The organism is Paraburkholderia sp. SUR17 (assembly GCF_029536165.1).
Lineage (GTDB): Bacteria > Pseudomonadota > Gammaproteobacteria > Burkholderiales > Burkholderiaceae > Paraburkholderia > Paraburkholderia kururiensis.
The window spans coordinates 1287236-1303414 of record NZ_CP120509.1; the positions used below are offsets into that span (position 1 = coordinate 1287236).

Annotated in this window: 11 protein-coding genes; 7 read left to right on the top strand and 4 right to left on the bottom strand. The window is 62.9% G+C overall.

Translation table 11 applies throughout. From position 1 onward, the window contains the following. Nucleotides 1-78: 78 nt before the first annotated feature. From betA to betI, 3 genes are all read right to left on the bottom strand, one after another. Complete coding sequence (gene betA, locus P2869_RS23210) at nucleotides 79-1842, bottom strand: choline dehydrogenase (protein WP_277599691.1); 1764 nt, start codon at nucleotides 1840-1842, stop codon at nucleotides 79-81. 72 nt (nucleotides 1843-1914) lie between these two features. After that, on the bottom strand, nucleotides 1915-3384 hold the full coding sequence (gene betB, locus P2869_RS23215; protein WP_277599692.1) for a betaine-aldehyde dehydrogenase: 1470 nt from the start codon (nucleotides 3382-3384) through the stop codon (nucleotides 1915-1917). Between the two features lie 37 nt (nucleotides 3385-3421). After that, entirely contained in the window at nucleotides 3422-4009 is a 588-nt protein-coding gene (betI, locus tag P2869_RS23220) for a transcriptional regulator BetI (protein WP_026121229.1), read from the bottom strand. 232 nt (nucleotides 4010-4241) lie between these two features. Between betI and fdhA the strand changes: the two genes are divergently transcribed. The 4 genes from fdhA to P2869_RS23240 all read left to right on the top strand — a co-directional run bounded on the left by fdhA (nucleotide 4242) and on the right by P2869_RS23240 (nucleotide 10677). Continuing rightward, complete coding sequence (gene fdhA / locus P2869_RS23225; protein ID WP_017773732.1) at nucleotides 4242-5441, top strand: formaldehyde dehydrogenase, glutathione-independent; 1200 nt, start codon at nucleotides 4242-4244, stop codon at nucleotides 5439-5441. Nucleotides 5442-5778: 337 nt separating this feature from the next. Continuing rightward, nucleotides 5779-8439, top strand: a complete 2661-nt coding sequence (locus P2869_RS23230; protein ID WP_017773733.1) for a type VI secretion system Vgr family protein — start codon at nucleotides 5779-5781, stop codon at nucleotides 8437-8439. Between the two features lie 2 nt (nucleotides 8440-8441). Next, nucleotides 8442-9872: a hypothetical protein gene (locus P2869_RS23235; RefSeq protein ID WP_277599693.1), complete on the top strand. Its 1431-nt coding sequence runs from the start codon at nucleotides 8442-8444 to the stop codon at nucleotides 9870-9872. Nucleotides 9873-9897: 25 nt separating this feature from the next. Further along, a complete protein-coding gene (locus P2869_RS23240; RefSeq protein ID WP_240659021.1) occupies nucleotides 9898-10677 on the top strand; it encodes a hypothetical protein in 780 nt (259 codons plus the stop codon). Nucleotides 10678-10745: 68 nt separating this feature from the next. Here P2869_RS23240 and P2869_RS23245 read toward each other — a convergent pair whose 3' ends face one another. Beyond that, nucleotides 10746-13283, bottom strand: a complete 2538-nt coding sequence (locus P2869_RS23245) for an adenosylcobalamin-dependent ribonucleoside-diphosphate reductase (protein WP_126877485.1) — start codon at nucleotides 13281-13283, stop codon at nucleotides 10746-10748. Between the two features lie 300 nt (nucleotides 13284-13583). Here P2869_RS23245 and P2869_RS23250 point away from each other — a divergent pair, with 300 nt between their 5' ends. Genes P2869_RS23250 through P2869_RS23260 form a run of 3 tightly spaced genes read left to right on the top strand, consistent with a single transcriptional unit; the run spans nucleotide 13584 to nucleotide 16155 of the window. Beyond that, nucleotides 13584-14684, top strand: coding sequence for a peptidase U32 family protein (locus tag P2869_RS23250; protein ID WP_277599695.1), 1101 nt, complete (start codon nucleotides 13584-13586; stop codon nucleotides 14682-14684). A 5-nt stretch (nucleotides 14685-14689) separates the two neighbouring features. Next, complete coding sequence (locus P2869_RS23255; protein ID WP_277599696.1) at nucleotides 14690-15688, top strand: U32 family peptidase; 999 nt, start codon at nucleotides 14690-14692, stop codon at nucleotides 15686-15688. After that, nucleotides 15685-16155, top strand: a complete 471-nt coding sequence (locus P2869_RS23260) for an SCP2 sterol-binding domain-containing protein (RefSeq protein WP_199543622.1) — start codon at nucleotides 15685-15687, stop codon at nucleotides 16153-16155. Before P2869_RS23255 ends, P2869_RS23260 begins: the two co-directional genes overlap by 4 nt. The last annotated feature ends 24 nt before the right edge of the window (nucleotides 16156-16179 follow it).

The following is a 16179-nucleotide window of genomic DNA, read 5'->3' on the forward strand; positions in this document are numbered from 1 at the left end:
ACGGATGCGGCATGGCAATGGAACGGGTTCGCCATGTACTTCGCGTGATGCGTTCCCCGCGCGCGTCGCGTCTCGCGCTCAGTGCGTGTGCAACGCGGCGTCGTGCGCGCCCGCCGTGCCCGGCGATGGGGCGTCGCTGGTTCCATCGTCGCTGGCTCCATCGATACGCAACGGCTTGCCGCGTGCCGGTGCGCCGTTGGCGACGTAATAGGGCGTCTCCGCACGCGCGAGCGGCGCGCGCCCGCGAATGCGGTCGGCAATCTTCTCGGCGAGCATGATGGTGGGTGCGTTGAGGTTGCCTGTGGTGATGCGCGGCATGATGGAGGCGTCCACGACGCGCAGCCCTTCGATGCCATGCACGCGGCCTTCGCTGTCCACCACCGCCATGTCGTCGTAGCCCATCGCGCACGAGCACGACGGGTGGTAGGCGGTTTCGGCGCGGCCGCGTACGAACGCATCGAGCTCGGCATCGGTCGTGAGTTGTGCGCCCGGATTCAGTTCCTCGCCGCGATAGCGGTCCAGCGCGGGCTGCCGCATGATTTCGCGCGTGATGCGGATGGCGTCGCGAAACTCGCGCCAGTCCAGCGCCTCGGCCATGTAGTTGAAGAGGATGGACGGATGCTCGCGCGGGTCGCGCGAACGCAGCTTCACGCGGCCGCGGCTGGGCGAACGCATGGAGCCCACGTGCGCCTGGAAGCCGTGCATGCGGATCGCGTTGGTGCCGTTGTAGTTGATCGCGACGGGCAGGAAGTGGTACTGAATATTTGGCCACGGGTCGTCGTCGCGGGTGCGAATGAAGCCGCCTGCCTCGAAATGATTGCTCGCGCCGATGCCGGTGCCGCGCAGCAGCCATTCGATGCCGATAGCCGGCTGGTTGTGCAGCAGCAGGGCGGGGTACAGCGAGACAGGTTCCTTGCAGGCGTACTGCATGTACATCTCGAGATGGTCCTGCAGGTTCTGGCCTACGCCGGGCAAATCGAGCACGACGGGCACACCCGCTTCGCTTAGCCACGCGCCGGGGCCCACGCCCGAGCGTTGCAGGATCTGCGGCGAGGCGATGGCGCCGCTCGAGAGCAGCACTTCACGACGCGCGTGCGCCGTGACCGTCGTGTTGCCTTGCAGATAATCCACGCCCACGGCGCGCTTGCCCGAGAACAGGATGCGGTCCGTGAGCGCGTGCGTGACGATGGTGAGGTTGGGGCGCGCGCGGGCACGGTCCAGATAGCCGCGCGCCGTGCTGGCGCGGCGGCCCTTCGGCGTCACCGTGCGGTCCATCGGGCCGAAGCCTTCCTGGCGATAACCGTTGAGGTCTTCCGTGCGCGGGTAGCCTGCCTGCACACCGGCTTCCACCATCGCCTCGAAGAGCGGATTCGCGCCGGGCTTGCTCGTGGTCACGTGCACGGGACCGTCGCCGCCGTGATAGTCGTTGGCGCCGACGTCGCGTGTTTCCGCCTTGCGAAAGTACGGCAGGCAGTCCAGATAAGCCCAGTTTTCAAGGCCTTTTCGTTCGGCCCAGCCGTCGTAGTCGAGTGCGTTGCCGCGGATGTAGCACATGCCGTTGATCAGCGACGAACCGCCCAGCCCCTTACCGCGCCCGCACTCCATACGGCGGTTGTTCATGTGCGGCTCCGGGTCGGTCTCGTAGGCCCAGTTGTAACGGCGGCCTTGCAGCGGATACGCGAGCGCGGCCGGCATCTGCGTGCGGAAGTCGAAGCGGTAGTCGGGGCCGCCGGCTTCGAGCAGCAGTACCGTGACGTCCGCGTCTTCGGTGAGACGCGTGGCGAGCACGTTGCCCGCGGAGCCCGCGCCGATCACGATGTAGTCGTATTCCTTCGCTGCCATGCTGTGCTCCCTGTCTTGAGCCGTGCGTCTCTCGGTGCCGTTGTTCGCGTTGTGCCCTGTCTGTGCAGTGCGTCAGAACACCGCCTGATAGCGGCCCAGTTCCACCTGGACCGACTTGATGCGCGTGTAATGCTCAAGCGTGGCGATGCCATTTTCGCGGCCCACGCCCGACTGCTTGTAGCCGCCCACCGGCATTTCAGCGGGCGACTCGCCCCACGTGTTGATCCAGCAGATGCCCGCTTCCAACCGGTGAATCACGCGATGCGCGCGGGCCAGGCTCTCTGTCACCACGCCGGCCGCAAGGCCGTAGTGCGTGGCGTTGGCGCGGGCGATCACCTCTTCTTCGTCCCTGAACGTGAGCAGGCTCATCACGGGCCCGAAGATTTCTTCGCGCACGATGCGCATGTCGTCGCGGCAGTCGGCGAACACGGTAGGGGCGACGTACTGGCCCGACGCGAAGTGGCCGTCGACGAGGCGCGTGCCGCCCGCCACGAGCCGTGCGCCTTCGCGCTTGCCGCTATCGATATAGCCGAGCACCTTGTCGAGTTGTGCCGCGCTCGCGAGCGGACCGAAATTGGTCTGCGGATCCGACGGCTTGCCGATGCGAATGCGTTTCACGCGTTCGAGCACGCGCGCTTCGAACGCGGACTGCACCGCGGCGTGCACGAATACGCGCGTGCCGTTCGTGCAGACCTGGCCCGCGCTGAAGAAGTTGGCGGTGACGGCGATGTCCGCGGCGCGGTCCAGATCGGCGTCGTCGAACACGATGAGCGGCGACTTGCCGCCCAGCTCCATCGTCACTTCCTTGAGCGATGACGCGCCCGCCATCGACATCACTTTCTTGCCCGTTTCGACGCCGCCCGTGAACGACACCTTCGCGATGCCTTCATGCGCGGTAAGCAATGCCCCCACGCGTCCGTCGCCCTGCACGACGTTGAACACGCCTGGCGGCACGCCGGCTTCGATATAGATCTCCGCGAGCTTCGAGGCCGAAAGCGGCGTCACCTCGCTCGGCTTGAAGATCATCGCGTTGCCCGCGGCGAGCGCAGGCGCCGACTTCCAGCACGCAATCTGGATCGGATAGTTCCATGCGCCAATGCCCGCCGTCACGCCGAGCGGCTCGCGCCGCGTGTAGACGAACGACTCTGCGCGCAGCGGAATCTGCTCGCCTTCGATCGCGGGGGCGAGGCCGGCGTAGTACTCGATCACGTCGGCGCCGGTCACGATGTCCACCGCGCGCGTTTCGGCAATCGGCTTGCCCGTGTCGTGCATTTCGAGTTCCGCGAGCACGTCGTTGCGCTCGCGCAGCAATTCGACGGCACGGCGCAGGATGCGCGAACGCTGCATCGCGGTGAGCGCGGCCCACGTGCGCTGACCTTCGCGCGCAGATTCCACGGCGCGGTCGATGTCCGCGGCACTGGCCTGCTGGACCGTGGCGAGTTTTTCGCCCGTGGCGGGATCGAACGTATCGAAGGTTTCGCCGCTGGTGGCATCGACATATTCGCCGCCGATGTAGAGACGTTGCAGGCCGTAGGAAGGCATCGTGTTTCTCCTTGAATGAGGCGGGCGCGTTGCAGGGCTATGCGCCCGCTTCGAGCAGCATGTCGATGTAGTCGTTGGCGAGGCGCAGCGCCGCGCGCGTGTCGAACGGGTCGCCCGAGAGCGCGCCGCGCAGCCAGAGCCCGTCAATCATCGCGGCGAGGCCGCTTGCCGCACGCCGTGCCGCGCTACGCGGCAGCGCTTTGGCGAATTCCGCGCAGAGATTCGAATAGAGCCTGCGTGTGTTGACGTGCTGCAAACGGCGCAGCGCGGGCTCGTGCATGCTCTGCGACCAGAAGGCGAGCCACGTCTTCATGACAGGGCCGCTCACCTGGCTCACGTCGAAGTTGGCGGCCACGACCGCACGCAGACGCGCACGCGCCTGCGGCTTCGCAGCGATGCGGCGCCGCCGCGTGGCCGCCCACAGGTCGCGCAGGATGTGGCGCATCGTGGCTTCGAGCAGACCGTCCTTGTCGCCGAAATAGTGGCTCACGATGCCCGTCGAGATGTTGGCGCGCTGCGCCACGGACGCGAGCGTGGTGCCGGCAAGGCCGGCTTCGTCGATGGTGAGCAGGGTGGCGTCGATCAGCTGCGCGCGACGCACTTCGCGCATTCCGACTTTGGGCATGGTGAACGGGAAGGTACGTCTAAAGGAAGTCGCATCGTAGCTATTTTTTATTGAACGTTCAATCAATAAAAAAGCGCCGAAACACGCGTGTCGGCGGCGGCCAAACCCGTGTCGGTTTTTGCACAATCGGCACCGGCCCATCGCGACTACGCTGCTGATAGCAGTGAGAGCGGCAGGCGCGCGCGTGCCGCCGCGAACGACGACGTCATCAGACGAACATGGAGACAGAACGATGAGCAGCAATCGCGGTGTCGTGTATACCGGGCCGGGCAAGGTCGAAGTGCAGTCCATCGACTACCCGAAGATGGTCGATCCCCGCGGCCGGGCCATTGGCCACGGCGTGATCCTGAAAGTGGTGTCCACCAACATCTGCGGCTCGGACCAGCACATGGTGCGCGGACGCACCACCGCGCCCACGGGCCTCGTGCTCGGGCACGAAATTACGGGCGAAGTGATCGAGGTGGGCCGCGACGTGGAAACACTGCGCGTGGGCGATCTCGTTTCAGTGCCGTTCAACGTGGCCTGCGGGCGCTGCCCCACCTGCAAGGAGCAGCACACGGGTGTGTGCCTGAACGTGAATCCGTCGCGCGCGGGCGGCGCTTATGGCTACGTCGACATGGGCGGCTGGATTGGCGGCCAGGCTGAGTACGTGCTCGTGCCGTACGCCGACTTCAACCTGCTCAAGTTCCCCGACCGCGATCAGGCGATGGCGAAGATCCGCGATCTCACCTGCCTCTCAGACATCCTGCCCACCGGCTACCACGGCGCCGTGATGGCCGGCGTGAAGCCGGGCGCCACGGCCTATATTGCGGGCGCGGGGCCTGTGGGCATGGCGGCGGCGGCCTCGGCGCGCCTCCTCGGCGCGGCATGCACGATCGTCGGCGACATGAATGCGGAGCGTCTCGAACACGCTCGCAAGATGGGCTTCGAAACGGTGGACCTTTCGCGTGACGCGTCGCTCGGCGAGCAGATCGCGCAGATACTCGGCACGCCCGAAGTGGATTGCGCGGTGGACTGTGTGGGCTTCGAGGCCCGCGGGCACGGTTCGCACGGCCACCACGAAGAGGCGCCCGCCACAGTGCTCAATTCGCTTATGGACATTACGCGCGTGGCCGGCTCCATCGGCATTCCGGGCCTTTACGTGACGGACGACCCCGGCGCCGTGGATCCGGCGGCGAAACGCGGGAGCCTGAGCATCCGCTTTGGCCTTGGCTGGGCGAAGTCGCATTCGTTCCATACCGGCCAGACGCCCGTGATGAAGTACAACCGCAATCTCATGCAGGCCATTCTGTGGGACCGCCTGCCGATCGCGGATATCGTCAACGTGACCGTGGTGTCGCTGGACGAGGCGCCCGAAGGCTACCGGCAGTTCGATGGCGGGGCGCCACGCAAGTTCGTGATCGACCCGCATGGGTTGTTGAAGGCGGCTTGAGGGGGCCATACGGCCGCCTGGTTTTGCCGCCGCTCCGCTAGCGGAGTGTCGCGGTATGGACGTTCACGCGAGCCGCTTTCCGGAGCGGCTCGCGTACTTCTGTTGTTGCTCGAGGCGCGATGCCGAGCGCTCTTCGCTCAATGTGTCACAGCCAGCGCTTTCGTTGTGCGAACGCACATTCCATACTCAGAAAAAATTCCCACTTCTGATTAAATAGATAACCGCATCAGAACTAATTACCGAAAACGTTTTTTTTACCTCGGTTGACTGGCTGATTCCTCGGAGGTTTCGTAAAATCGCTCGCACGCGCGGGAGCGTAACGACCAGAAGAGGCGGTATGGGTGCTCAAGACTTAATAAGGGGGATGCACGCCGGATTTTTGCAGCATGACCGCCTGCTCAAACTGGATAATCCGATCGGCAGTAACCTGCTGTTACCTCAACGGGCTACGGGGCATTCGCGAATTGGTCGCCATTTCGATTGGACCGTGGATGTCGTTTCGACATCCGAAGCCATCGAACTGAAGACATTGATTGCGCAGTCGGTGACGCTCTGGATTCAGCAGGGCGATAAATCATATTTGCCTCATCAAGGTTATGTTCACACCGTTCGGCGCCTGGGGTCCGATAGTGGATTGACAACCTTTCAGATCGGCTTCGCGTCGTGGATGCACTTCCTGCGCTTTCGCAAGGACGCGCGTATCTGGCAGGAAAAACCGGTCGATGCCATTCTGAGCGATGTCTTCAATATGCATCCGCAGGCACGAGGTGCCTTCCGGTTCGAGCTGAGCAGATCGCTGCCACCCCGTTCTTTTTGCGTCCAATACGACGACGACTGGAATTTCGTCCACCGGCTCATGGAAAGCGAAGGGTTGTTTTCGTATTTCGAGCAGGCAGACGACGGGAAGTCTCACACGCTCGTCGTTGTCGACGATATTTACCGGCTCGAGCCACTTTCGCCACAGACCGTCGAGTTCTATCGCGCCGGTACGAGTGTTGAAGCGAATGCCCTGGTGCAGTGGTCCGGCACGCGTACGCTGCAAAGCACATCCCTTTCGACGCGAACTTTCGATTACAAGGCTCCGGGTTCGTTTTCCCATCCGAAGGGCGTAAGCGTGCCCACGGTCCCAGATCAGGGCGATCTGCCCGCACAAGCAGAGGTGTACGAGTACACGGGAGCCTATACCTATGGTCCGCAGGACCGTGGGGAATCGCTTTCAAGAATCCGCGTGGAGGAATGGGAGTCTCGTGCGAAACGGTTCTATGGCTGCGGTGGCGTGCGAGCGGCAGATGCCGGACGGTGGTTTGAATTGCTGAATCATCCCGACCACGAGCGAGATAACGATCCGCAAAGGCAGTTCGCTATAGTCGAGGCGGCGTGGTTCATCGAGAACAATCTACCGGTATCCATCCAGGCCGCCGATTTTCCGCATGGCCTCAAAGGCGTGCTGGCAGGAGCCAAAGCTCGTCAGACAGGCCAGACGGTCAGCCACTCTGACGGCAGCGAAGGATTCTTTCTCGTCGAGATCGAAGCGCAACGCAGGGCCGTGCCCTATCGCAGTCCATTCGAGCATCGCAAGCCGGATATGCACATGCAGACGGCGATCGTTGCTGGCCCTCCCAACGAAGAGGTCTACACAGATTCGTTGAATCGTATCAAGGTGCGCTTCCACTGGGATCGACTCAATGAGGGTGACGAGAAAGCGTCATGCTGGGTGCGCGTCGCGATGTCCGATACGGGCGGTGGATACGGGGGCGTGCATGTGCCGAGAGTCGGCGAGGAGGTCTTGATCGACTGGGTGGACGGCGATTGCGACAGGCCTCTGGTGACCGGAAGGGTCTATAACGGCGCGACGCAACCGCATTGGCACACCAACGGTCTGTTGTCCGGCTACAAATCAAAGGAATATCAGGGAAGCGGCTACAACCAGATGGTGATGGACGACTCGACGGGGCAGAACCGGGTTCAGCTCTATTCGTCGAGCACCAATGCGCTGCTGCATTTGGGCTACCTCATCGACCAGACTGACAACAACAGGGGCGCCTATCTAGGTAGCGGTTTCGACCTGAAGTCTGACGCCTACGGCGCAGTGCGTGCCGGCCAGGGGGTGTATATCACCACACATCCGGTGACCGCTCAACAGCTGGATGCACGAGACTCCGTCTCGCAACTGCTGAATTCGGAGAGCGTGCTGGAATCGATGTCGGACGCCAGTACCACGCATCAAGCCGAAAGTCTCAAGAGCGGATACGACTCGCTCAAGTCATTCGCAGACGCTGTGCAGAGCAGCGTCTCCGGTGGGTCGGCTGGCGCAAAGACGGGCAGTGGCGGGGCCGGCAACGCGAATGCGTTCAAGGAACCGATCATGCTCTTCGGTAGTCCTGCGGGAATCGCGTTATCCACGCAGCAATCCGTTCATCTTGCCGCTAACGCACAAGTCAATTTTGTTAGTGGACAAAGTGCGCATATTGCTACCGGTAAATCGCTGGTTGCCAGCGTGGCAGAAAAGCTCAGTCTATTTGTCCAGAACGCCGGCATGAAGTTGTTCGCGGCCAAAGGAAAAGTGGAGATTCGAGCGCATTCCGACAACATCGAAGTGACCGCCCAGAAGACCGTAAAGGTATTGTCTGCGACGGAAGGTATCGAGGCGGCGGCGAAGCAGGAAATATTGCTGACGTCGGGTGGCGCGTATATTCGCGTCAAGGACGGCAATATCGAGATACATGCCCCGGGCAAGGTTGATATCAAGGGAGCCCAGCACTTGTTTGCGGGACCGACCAGCATGCACGAGGCAAACAATCTGCAGGGGAAAAAGGCCGATATGCGCCTCAAGTATGTCGATGCCGAAGGCAATGTGCCGCCCGGCGAGCCGATCAAGCTGATGGCCGAAGATGGCACAACACACAATGTCGTGCTTGATGGCGAAGGCAAGGGCGAATTGAACGGTATCAGCTTTGGAAGGTTTGTAGCTAACCAGGTCAAAAGAAGCGGAGAATAAATATGGGCGACAGCGCTTTGATGCAGCACACAGTCTGTATCGACTTGCCCGGTGAGCCGGTGGATTGCTGGGCTGATACGGAGACGACGGTGTTACTTCGCAAACATCGGGATGTGATTTTCGATATACACATCAATAGCGGCGCCACTTACGTTGTCGAAGCAACCGACGATTGGATTTACGACGTTGCAAAGAAGAAGCGTGCCAAGCAAGGGCAGTTTTCCGATGGTCAGCGCTATCACGTCTGGATTAGCCGGGATTTCAAGGGAGAACTGCTGCTCAAGCGTGGTGACAAGATTCTGTATCGTTATTCGATGAAGCAGTTCGGCGTATCGAATGTCGGTTCCGATCCAAAGGCCAAGCCGGAGCCCATTATCATCGCGGTCAGGGAAAATACGGCAACGCATCTTCCCCCAACATCTTCTTCCGCGCCGGTGGCTGCGACGGGTAATCGGTCGATGATCCAGTTTCCGGAGCCCGCTGTTCCTGATTACTTACGTTGGGGAATCAGGTCCGATCCGCTGCTTTCGCCTACGCTGTCGCGTGATGCCATGGCATGTCCGTTGCCGATCAAACTGGCGCAGAGCACGACAGTTGAGCCTCTGCAGGAAGCGCATGTTCTTCAGGTCAACAAGGAATCAATCCCACAAGATGTCCTCGACGCGCTAGCATCAGGTGGTTCCGACGAGACTGCGCTCGATACCAACAAAATTACTACTCGTAACTGGTTGATCGCTCAACTGGCCGGTGCCACGGCCTTTCTTAACGACAACAAAGAATGGATCGGCGAGCTTTGGTCCGAAAAATTTCGCCTTACCAAGGTAGTTCACAAAAATGTCGGTGAACGACTGTACGTGGTTTTTACTGGTAACCCGCGGTTGAGAAAGCTAATCACTGCTGCGCGCTATGGAGTGAAGAACGAAAAGGTGTTCACTATTGCCGGCGGTGCCGGTACGGTGGAGTCGGGCGCCGCCGCAGCGTGGGAAGGAAGCAAGGGCGCATTCAAAAAAGCAGGGCTGATCGCTTTGATATTTACGATAGCGCTCGATACCGCGGAGTGGCTGCACGACTATGAGCAGACTGGCCCCGATGGAAAGCGCAAGAAGGATTTCGCCGACCTGTTAGGCAAGATTGGCATCGATCTCGTCAAGGCCGGGCTCGGCGCCGCGATCGCTTCGGTACTCGTCGGTACGGTCGTGGCGCTGGTCGCGGGAACTGTCGCGGTTCCCGTCGCGGCCATCGTGGTCGGGACTATTTTCGTCGCAGCCGCTGTTGGGTATGGGCTGGACTGGGTCGACAAGAAAACGCACACCACCGAGCGCGTCACATCCTGGTTACGCTCCCTTGGCCAATCTCTGAAAGACGGTGCCGAGTATCTCGGAAAATCCATGCCTAAGGACTACGGTTCATACCCTCTGATGTATATGCCCTGAGTTCACCACCTGGAATCACATAACAATGTCAAGAGCACGCACGATCAGGCAGTCTTCTTCCGGCCTCAGCGACCCGGTCCGGGACGCCGCGAAAAAGGCGGCATGGGTTTGCGTATTGTTTCCGCTGCTGGCTGCCGGTGTGTCGTATGCGGCTTACGCTGATGATCTGGCCGTGTCTGAATGGCCTTGGCGAATTGCGGTAGTCGTTATGGTCGTATCGCTTGCCGCGCTGGGCGTGTTGCTCACGCGTGCAAGAGGATCGAACCTGTTGTGGGTGTTCGGGCTCACGCAATGTATTGGCTTCTTTGTTCTTTACTTTTTCTTCGGCGTTTTCGGCTACTTTTTTCTGTTCCTTTTTGCGCCGCTTCCCCCGCAGGTCAGGTGGCCGGGCTTGCTCGGAGGAATCGCGATAACGGGTTACTGGCTATACATGTCGAGAAAGAATGTGCTGCGCGTCGTTGAGCACACGGCATTTATCGGGAAAGCGTTCGAGGAACAGGCCGCCGAGTTCCAGTATGGCATGGAGGCCGGCATGCAGCAGTTCGAGCGACTGAGTACGGAGAAGTCGCCTTTTCCGAGACTTTTTGCGCTGGTTGTGGCCTGCATCGCGCCGTTTTATCTCATCGTGCAGCGCGTGTTGACAGCCAGCTTTGGAACGCCTGGCGTGCTGTTTTTTCTCGCGGTCATGGGCATGCCCGTTTCGCTCTGGTTTGCGGGCTTGCTGGTGCGGATCTACATCATCATGGTTGCGCTGCCGGCGCGACTCCGGCGAGAGCACAACAAGCCTGTCGTGGTGGCGCGCTGAAGTGAGGTGATAGAGCGCGGGTGCGTCTCATGGCCGACCAGGCCCACCGACGCACCCGCTCCGTTACCTCACCCACACGACCCAATCTCCCCGCACGCCGTGCAGAAGTCGCAACCGTCTTTGCGGATCACGGCGTTTGCGCCGCACGATCCGCACTTGCGGCCGAACATCGTGCGCGGTTCGGGCGTGTTGACGCTGGCTGCCGTTGCTTCGTCGGCGGCGCCGGCGTCGCTAGGGGCTGCTGTATCGAAGTCCCCGGCATGCATCGTCGTGCCGTGACCCGCCATTGCGCCGCGCGGCAGCCTTGCGAGCAGACGCGATGGCACCTGGTTGCCTTCGGCATCCAGAAAGCCGCGCCGGTGTAGGATCTGCTGGATCGCGTAAGCGAGCGCCGCCACTTCGGAGTCGTGCCAGAGCGGAATGCGGCGGCCATCCAGCCGCTGCGTTTCGCCCAGCCGCACCTGGCCGCGGTCCCATGAAACCTTGCGCATGTCCTGCAGGTTGCGCGCCACGAACCCGCCGCGCGCGGCGAGCGAGAGCGAACGCATGGTCGCGGTAATCCACTGCTGCGACTCGTCGCGCTGGCCCACGGGAATGAAGAACTCGATGGGCCGTTCGATGGTGACTTCCTCGCCGCCCACGCGGCCCGTCACTTCCATGAATGAGACGGCCACGTAGAGCGACTTCTTGCCCAACTGCGTGAGGTATTCGACTTTCTCGATGATGGCGGGCAACTCGCCCTTCGGCCGGTGATCGATGGCGATACGCAGCGGGTCGAAATCGGCCTCGGCGAGCGTGTCTTCGGGTTCGGTCGTGTGGAGCACGGCGCCCAGCGTTTCGTTCGGGCGATAGGTGGCGAGCCCCTTGAGGCCGCTTTGCCACGCGTCGAAGTAGAGGCTTTCGAAGTCGTTGAACGGGTAATCGGCGGGCACGTTGACCGTCTTCGAAATGGACGTGTCCACGTAGGGCTGCACCGCGGCCATCATTTGCAGGTGGTCGTGCGCCGACATTTCGAGCGCGCTCACGAAGTAGTCGGGCAGGGCGTCCATGTCACCGCCCAACTCGCGGTACACGCGGTACGCGTAGTCTTCCACGGCGAAGCTCTGCTTGCTGCCGTCGGCCATGACCTTGGTACGCTGATAGGTCCACGAGAACGCGGGCTCGATGCCGTTGGACGCGTTGTCCGCGAACGCGAGGCTCACCGTGCCCGTGGGCGCGATGGAAAGCAGGTGGCTGTTGCGGATGCCGTCGCGGCGAATGGCGTCCTTGATGTCGTCGGGCAGGCGCGAGGCAAAGGTGCCTTCGGCCAGGTACTGCTCGGCGTTGAAGAGCGGGAACGCGCCGCGTTCGCGGGCGAGTTCCACGGAGGCGCGATACGCCGAGTCGCGCATCACGCGCGCCACGCGCGTGGCGAACTCGCGGCCTTCGGGCGAGTTGTAGCGCAGACCCAGCATCACGAGCGTGTCGCCCAGCCCTGTGAAGCCGATGCCGATGCGGCGTTTCGCGTCCGCTTCGGCGCGCTGCTCGGGCAGCGGCCAGAGCGTGATGTCGAGCACGTCGTCGAGAAAGCGCACCTGCGTGCGCGTGCGCGCAATGAGCCCGTCCCAGTCGAACGTGCTTTCGCCGCCTTGCAGCTTCGCGAACGGGTCCAGCACGAAGCGCGTGAGATTGAGCGGCCCGAGGTTGCAGCAGCCGTAGGCGGGCAGCGGTTGCTCGCCGCAGGGGTTGGTGGCGCGGATCGTTTCGATGGCGCGCAGGTTGTTGTCCTCGTTCATGCGCGAGATGAACACGACGCCGGGCTCGGCCACGTCGTAGGTGGAGCGCATGATCATGTCCCAGATCGCCCGTGCGCTCTTTTCCGCGTAGACCCACAGGCCGTCTTCGCGCTGATGCAGGTCGCCCGCGGCGCGCAGTGCCGGTGACGGTTCGGCGCGGTGCACGAGCTGCCAGGGCAGATCGGCTTCCACAGCCTGCATGAACGCATCCGTCACGGCCACGGAAATGTTGAAGTTGTTCCAGCGGCCCTTCGAATGTTTCGCTTCGATGAATTCGAGCAGGTCGGGGTGATCGCAGTCGAGCACGGCCATCTGTGCGCCGCGGCGAGAGCCCGCGCTTTCCACCGTGCGGCATGAGGCGTCGAACACGTCGATGTAGCTGCACGGTCCCGATGCGCTCGAACCGGTGGAATGCACGTAGGCGCCGCGCGGACGGATGGCCGAGAAGTTGTAGCCGACCCCGCCGCCGCGCCGCATCGTTTCAGCGGCCTGGAGCAGTGCAACATAAATGCCGGGCAGGCCGCGGTCGTCCAGGCCCTGAATGCAGTCGCCCACCGGTTGTACGAAGCAGTTGATGAGCGTGGCCGCAATGCCGCTGCCCGCGGCACTCATGATGCGGCCGGCGCCCAGCGCGCCGTGGCGCAGGTTGTCGACGAAGCGGGCCTCTATCTCGGCGCGCAGTTCCTGCGGCTCGGCCGCCGCGACACCGCGCGCGACGCGGCGGTAGATGTCGTCGGCGGTGCGCTCGTCGCCTTTGGCGTACTTTTCGAGCAGCACGTCGGTCGAGAACTTTTGCGGCGCGATCTGAAACTCGGATTCGATAGTTGCCATAGAGGGACCTGAACGGTGCGCAGTGAGGTGGTTGGAAAGCCGGACACTATAGCGACGGCGCTGCGGCAACCAGGAGCGGTGCGTTGCCACATCAGTCGGCACATCAGTTGCCGCACGGGTTGCCACATGATGCGGTGGCACGGGGTTGCTGCAATCAGCTGACGCGATCAATTGCGACGTTATTTGCCGCAATCGGGAAAACAACATTCCAACCTTAGCGCACGCGTCAGTTCGCCGCAATGCGTGCCAGAGGGGGCGTGGCATGATTGCCCATCCATTTTTCGAGGATCGCCGTTGCCCATGCGCACGATCGTCCCGCCTGCCGCTGAGGCGCAGGCATCGCTATCTGCTTCTGCTTCCACGACTGCCGTCCTACACCCGCCCCTCAGGATTCCCGAGCTCGTTTGCCCGGCAGGTAATCTGCCTGCACTGCGTACCGCCGTAGATGGCGGTGCCGATTGCGTCTACGTCGGCCTGCGCAACGACACCAACGCACGCGCTTTTCCCGGTCTCAACTTCGACGAAGCGACGCTCGCGCAAGGCATCGATTACGCGCATCGCGCGAATCGCAAAGTCTTGCTCGCGATCAATACCTACGCACATGGCCGCGACCTGTCGCGCTGGACGGCCGCCATCGATCTGGCCGCACGCGTAGGCGTGGACGCTGCCATCGTGGCCGACCCCGTCGTGATGGCGTATGCGGCGCGGCAGCATCCCGAGCTGCGTCTGCATCTTTCGGTGCAAGGGTCGGTGACGAATCACGAGGGCATCAACTTTTTGCAGCGCGAGTTCGGCATTCAGCGCGCCGTGTTGCCGCGCGTGCTTTCGCTCGAACAGGTCGAGCAGACGGTGCGACAGACGTCGGTGGAGATCGAGGTGTTCGCGTTCGGCAGCCTGTGCGTGATGGTGGAGGGGCGCTGCATGCTCTCGGGGCACGCCACGGGCGAATCGCCGAATCTCAACGGCGTGTGCTCGCCGGCGCGCCACGTGCAGTGGGTCGAGCGCCAGGAGGGCACGCAAAAGCGGCTCGATGCGCGCCTCGGCGGTGTGCTCGTGGACAGCTACCGCGAGGACGACAAGGCCAGCTATCCGACCATCTGCAAGGGGCGCTTCGAAGTGGCCGGCAAGCGCTACTACGCGATGGAAGAGCCCGCGAGCCTCAATGCGCTCGAACTCTTGCCCGAGCTTGCGCGCATGGGCGTGGCGGCGGTGAAGATCGAAGGCCGTCAGCGCGGTCCCGCCTACACCGCGGCCGTTACGCGCGTCTGGCGCGAAGCGCTCGATGCGCTCACGCGCGAAGGTGTCGCGGCGCGGCGCGCGGCGACATGGCACGCCGCGCTCGGCTCGCTTGCCGAGGGGCAGCAGGACACGCTCGGCGCCTATTCACGTCCATGGAAGTAAGCCTCATGAAGCTCGCGCTCGGTCCCATTCTGTATTACTGGCCTCGCAACCACGTCATGGCGTTCTATGCCGACGTGGCGGCTTCCGCGGCAGATGTCGTCTACGTCGGCGAGGTGGTCTGCTCGCGCCGTCACGAACTGCGCTTTTCGGATTGGGTCGCGATTGCGCGCGAACTGGCGTCGGCCGGCAAAGAGGTCGTGCTCTCCGCACTGGCACTCGCCGAAACCGAAGCGGACCTGCGCCAGGCGCGCAAGCTCGCCGAGAACGGCGAGTTCATGCCGGAAGTGAACGACATGTCCGCGCTCGCGCTCGTCGCGCGACGCATGCCTTTCGTGGCGGGGCCGCATCTCAACTGCTACAGCGCGCAGATGCTCGAATGGCTCGTGAGTCTGGGCGCACGGCGCTGGGTGACGCCCGTGGATTGCTCGCGTGCCACGCTCTCCGAAATTCGCGGTGGCATCACCGATGCGAACGGCGCCGCGAGCGAGCCGACCTGCGAGATCGAGTACTTCGCTTACGGCCGTGCGCCGCTCGCCTTTTCGGCGCGCTGCTTCACCGCGCGTCATCACCATTTGCAGAAGGATCATTGCGAACGCCGCTGTATCGACGACCCCGAAGGCATGACCGCTTTCGCTCAGGATGGCAAACCGTTCGTCACGATCAACGGCATTCAGACGCAGACGGCGCAGGTGGTGAACCTGGCCGGCCACACACACGGTCTGGCGAGCGAAGGCGTATCGGTACTGCGCATCAGCCCGCAGGCGAATCGCACGGTGGCGGTGCTCGATATCTTCAAGGCGGTATGCGACGGCGAACTCACGCCGCGGGATGCGTATCGCGAGGCCTGCGCGCAGCACGACGCACCGTCCTGCAACGGGTTCTGGTTCGGGGAGCCGGGCCTGGCTGAAAAGGCGGCCGCTAATGCAGGCATCGCAGACCTCACGAGCGCCACGCCGACCGGCAATCCATCCGCCGCAGCAGGCACGACCGGAGTCCGCACATGAAGCTACCGAGCCCTGTGCCCCTGCTGCGCTACTGCGCGGCCCGTCTGCCCGCTACGCCGCTCGCGTATGCACTTTGTGTGGCGCTCAATCGCCATGTGCTGCCCGTGCTCGACACCGATACGCGTGCGTTGCTGGCCGGGTATCTCTACGAATTGAACGTGACGGACATCGGCCTCACCGTGCGCCTCACCGTGGGCGCGGATCGTTTCGAACTCTGGCGTGGGGAGGCACGAGCCCCGGACCTGATCGTCGCAGCGAGCGGCCCCGACTTCATCCGGCTCGCGGCGCGCGACGTGGATGCCGACACGCTGTTCTTCAGCCGGCGCCTCATCATGCAGGGCAGCACGGAACTCGGGCTGATCGTGCGCAACGCGGTGGAAGCTATCGACTTCGAGAAGATGCCGGGCGGCGCGCTCATGCAGACGGCGCTGCGCCGCGCGGTTCAGGTGACGGCGCGGTTCGCTTGAACGTGCGGGATATCAGCGAACGTA

Bases quoted from the DNA above. Each gene is read 5' to 3' on its own strand.
- betA (WP_277599691.1), bottom strand. From the start codon at position 1,842: ATGGCAGCGAAGGAATACGACTACATCGTGATCGGCGCGGGCTCCGCG.
- betB (WP_277599692.1), bottom strand. From the start codon at position 3,384: ATGCCTTCCTACGGCCTGCAACGTCTCTACATCGGCGGCGAATATGTC.
- betI (WP_026121229.1), bottom strand. From the start codon at position 4,009: ATGCCCAAAGTCGGAATGCGCGAAGTGCGTCGCGCGCAGCTGATCGAC.
- fdhA (WP_017773732.1), top strand. From the start codon at position 4,242: ATGAGCAGCAATCGCGGTGTCGTGTATACCGGGCCGGGCAAGGTCGAA.
- P2869_RS23230 (WP_017773733.1), top strand. From the start codon at position 5,779: ATGGGTGCTCAAGACTTAATAAGGGGGATGCACGCCGGATTTTTGCAG.
- P2869_RS23235 (WP_277599693.1), top strand. From the start codon at position 8,442: ATGGGCGACAGCGCTTTGATGCAGCACACAGTCTGTATCGACTTGCCC.
- P2869_RS23240 (WP_240659021.1), top strand. From the start codon at position 9,898: ATGTCAAGAGCACGCACGATCAGGCAGTCTTCTTCCGGCCTCAGCGAC.
- P2869_RS23245 (WP_126877485.1), bottom strand. From the start codon at position 13,283: ATGGCAACTATCGAATCCGAGTTTCAGATCGCGCCGCAAAAGTTCTCG.
- P2869_RS23250 (WP_277599695.1), top strand. From the start codon at position 13,584: ATGCGCACGATCGTCCCGCCTGCCGCTGAGGCGCAGGCATCGCTATCT.
- P2869_RS23255 (WP_277599696.1), top strand. From the start codon at position 14,690: ATGAAGCTCGCGCTCGGTCCCATTCTGTATTACTGGCCTCGCAACCAC.
- P2869_RS23260 (WP_199543622.1), top strand. From the start codon at position 15,685: ATGAAGCTACCGAGCCCTGTGCCCCTGCTGCGCTACTGCGCGGCCCGT.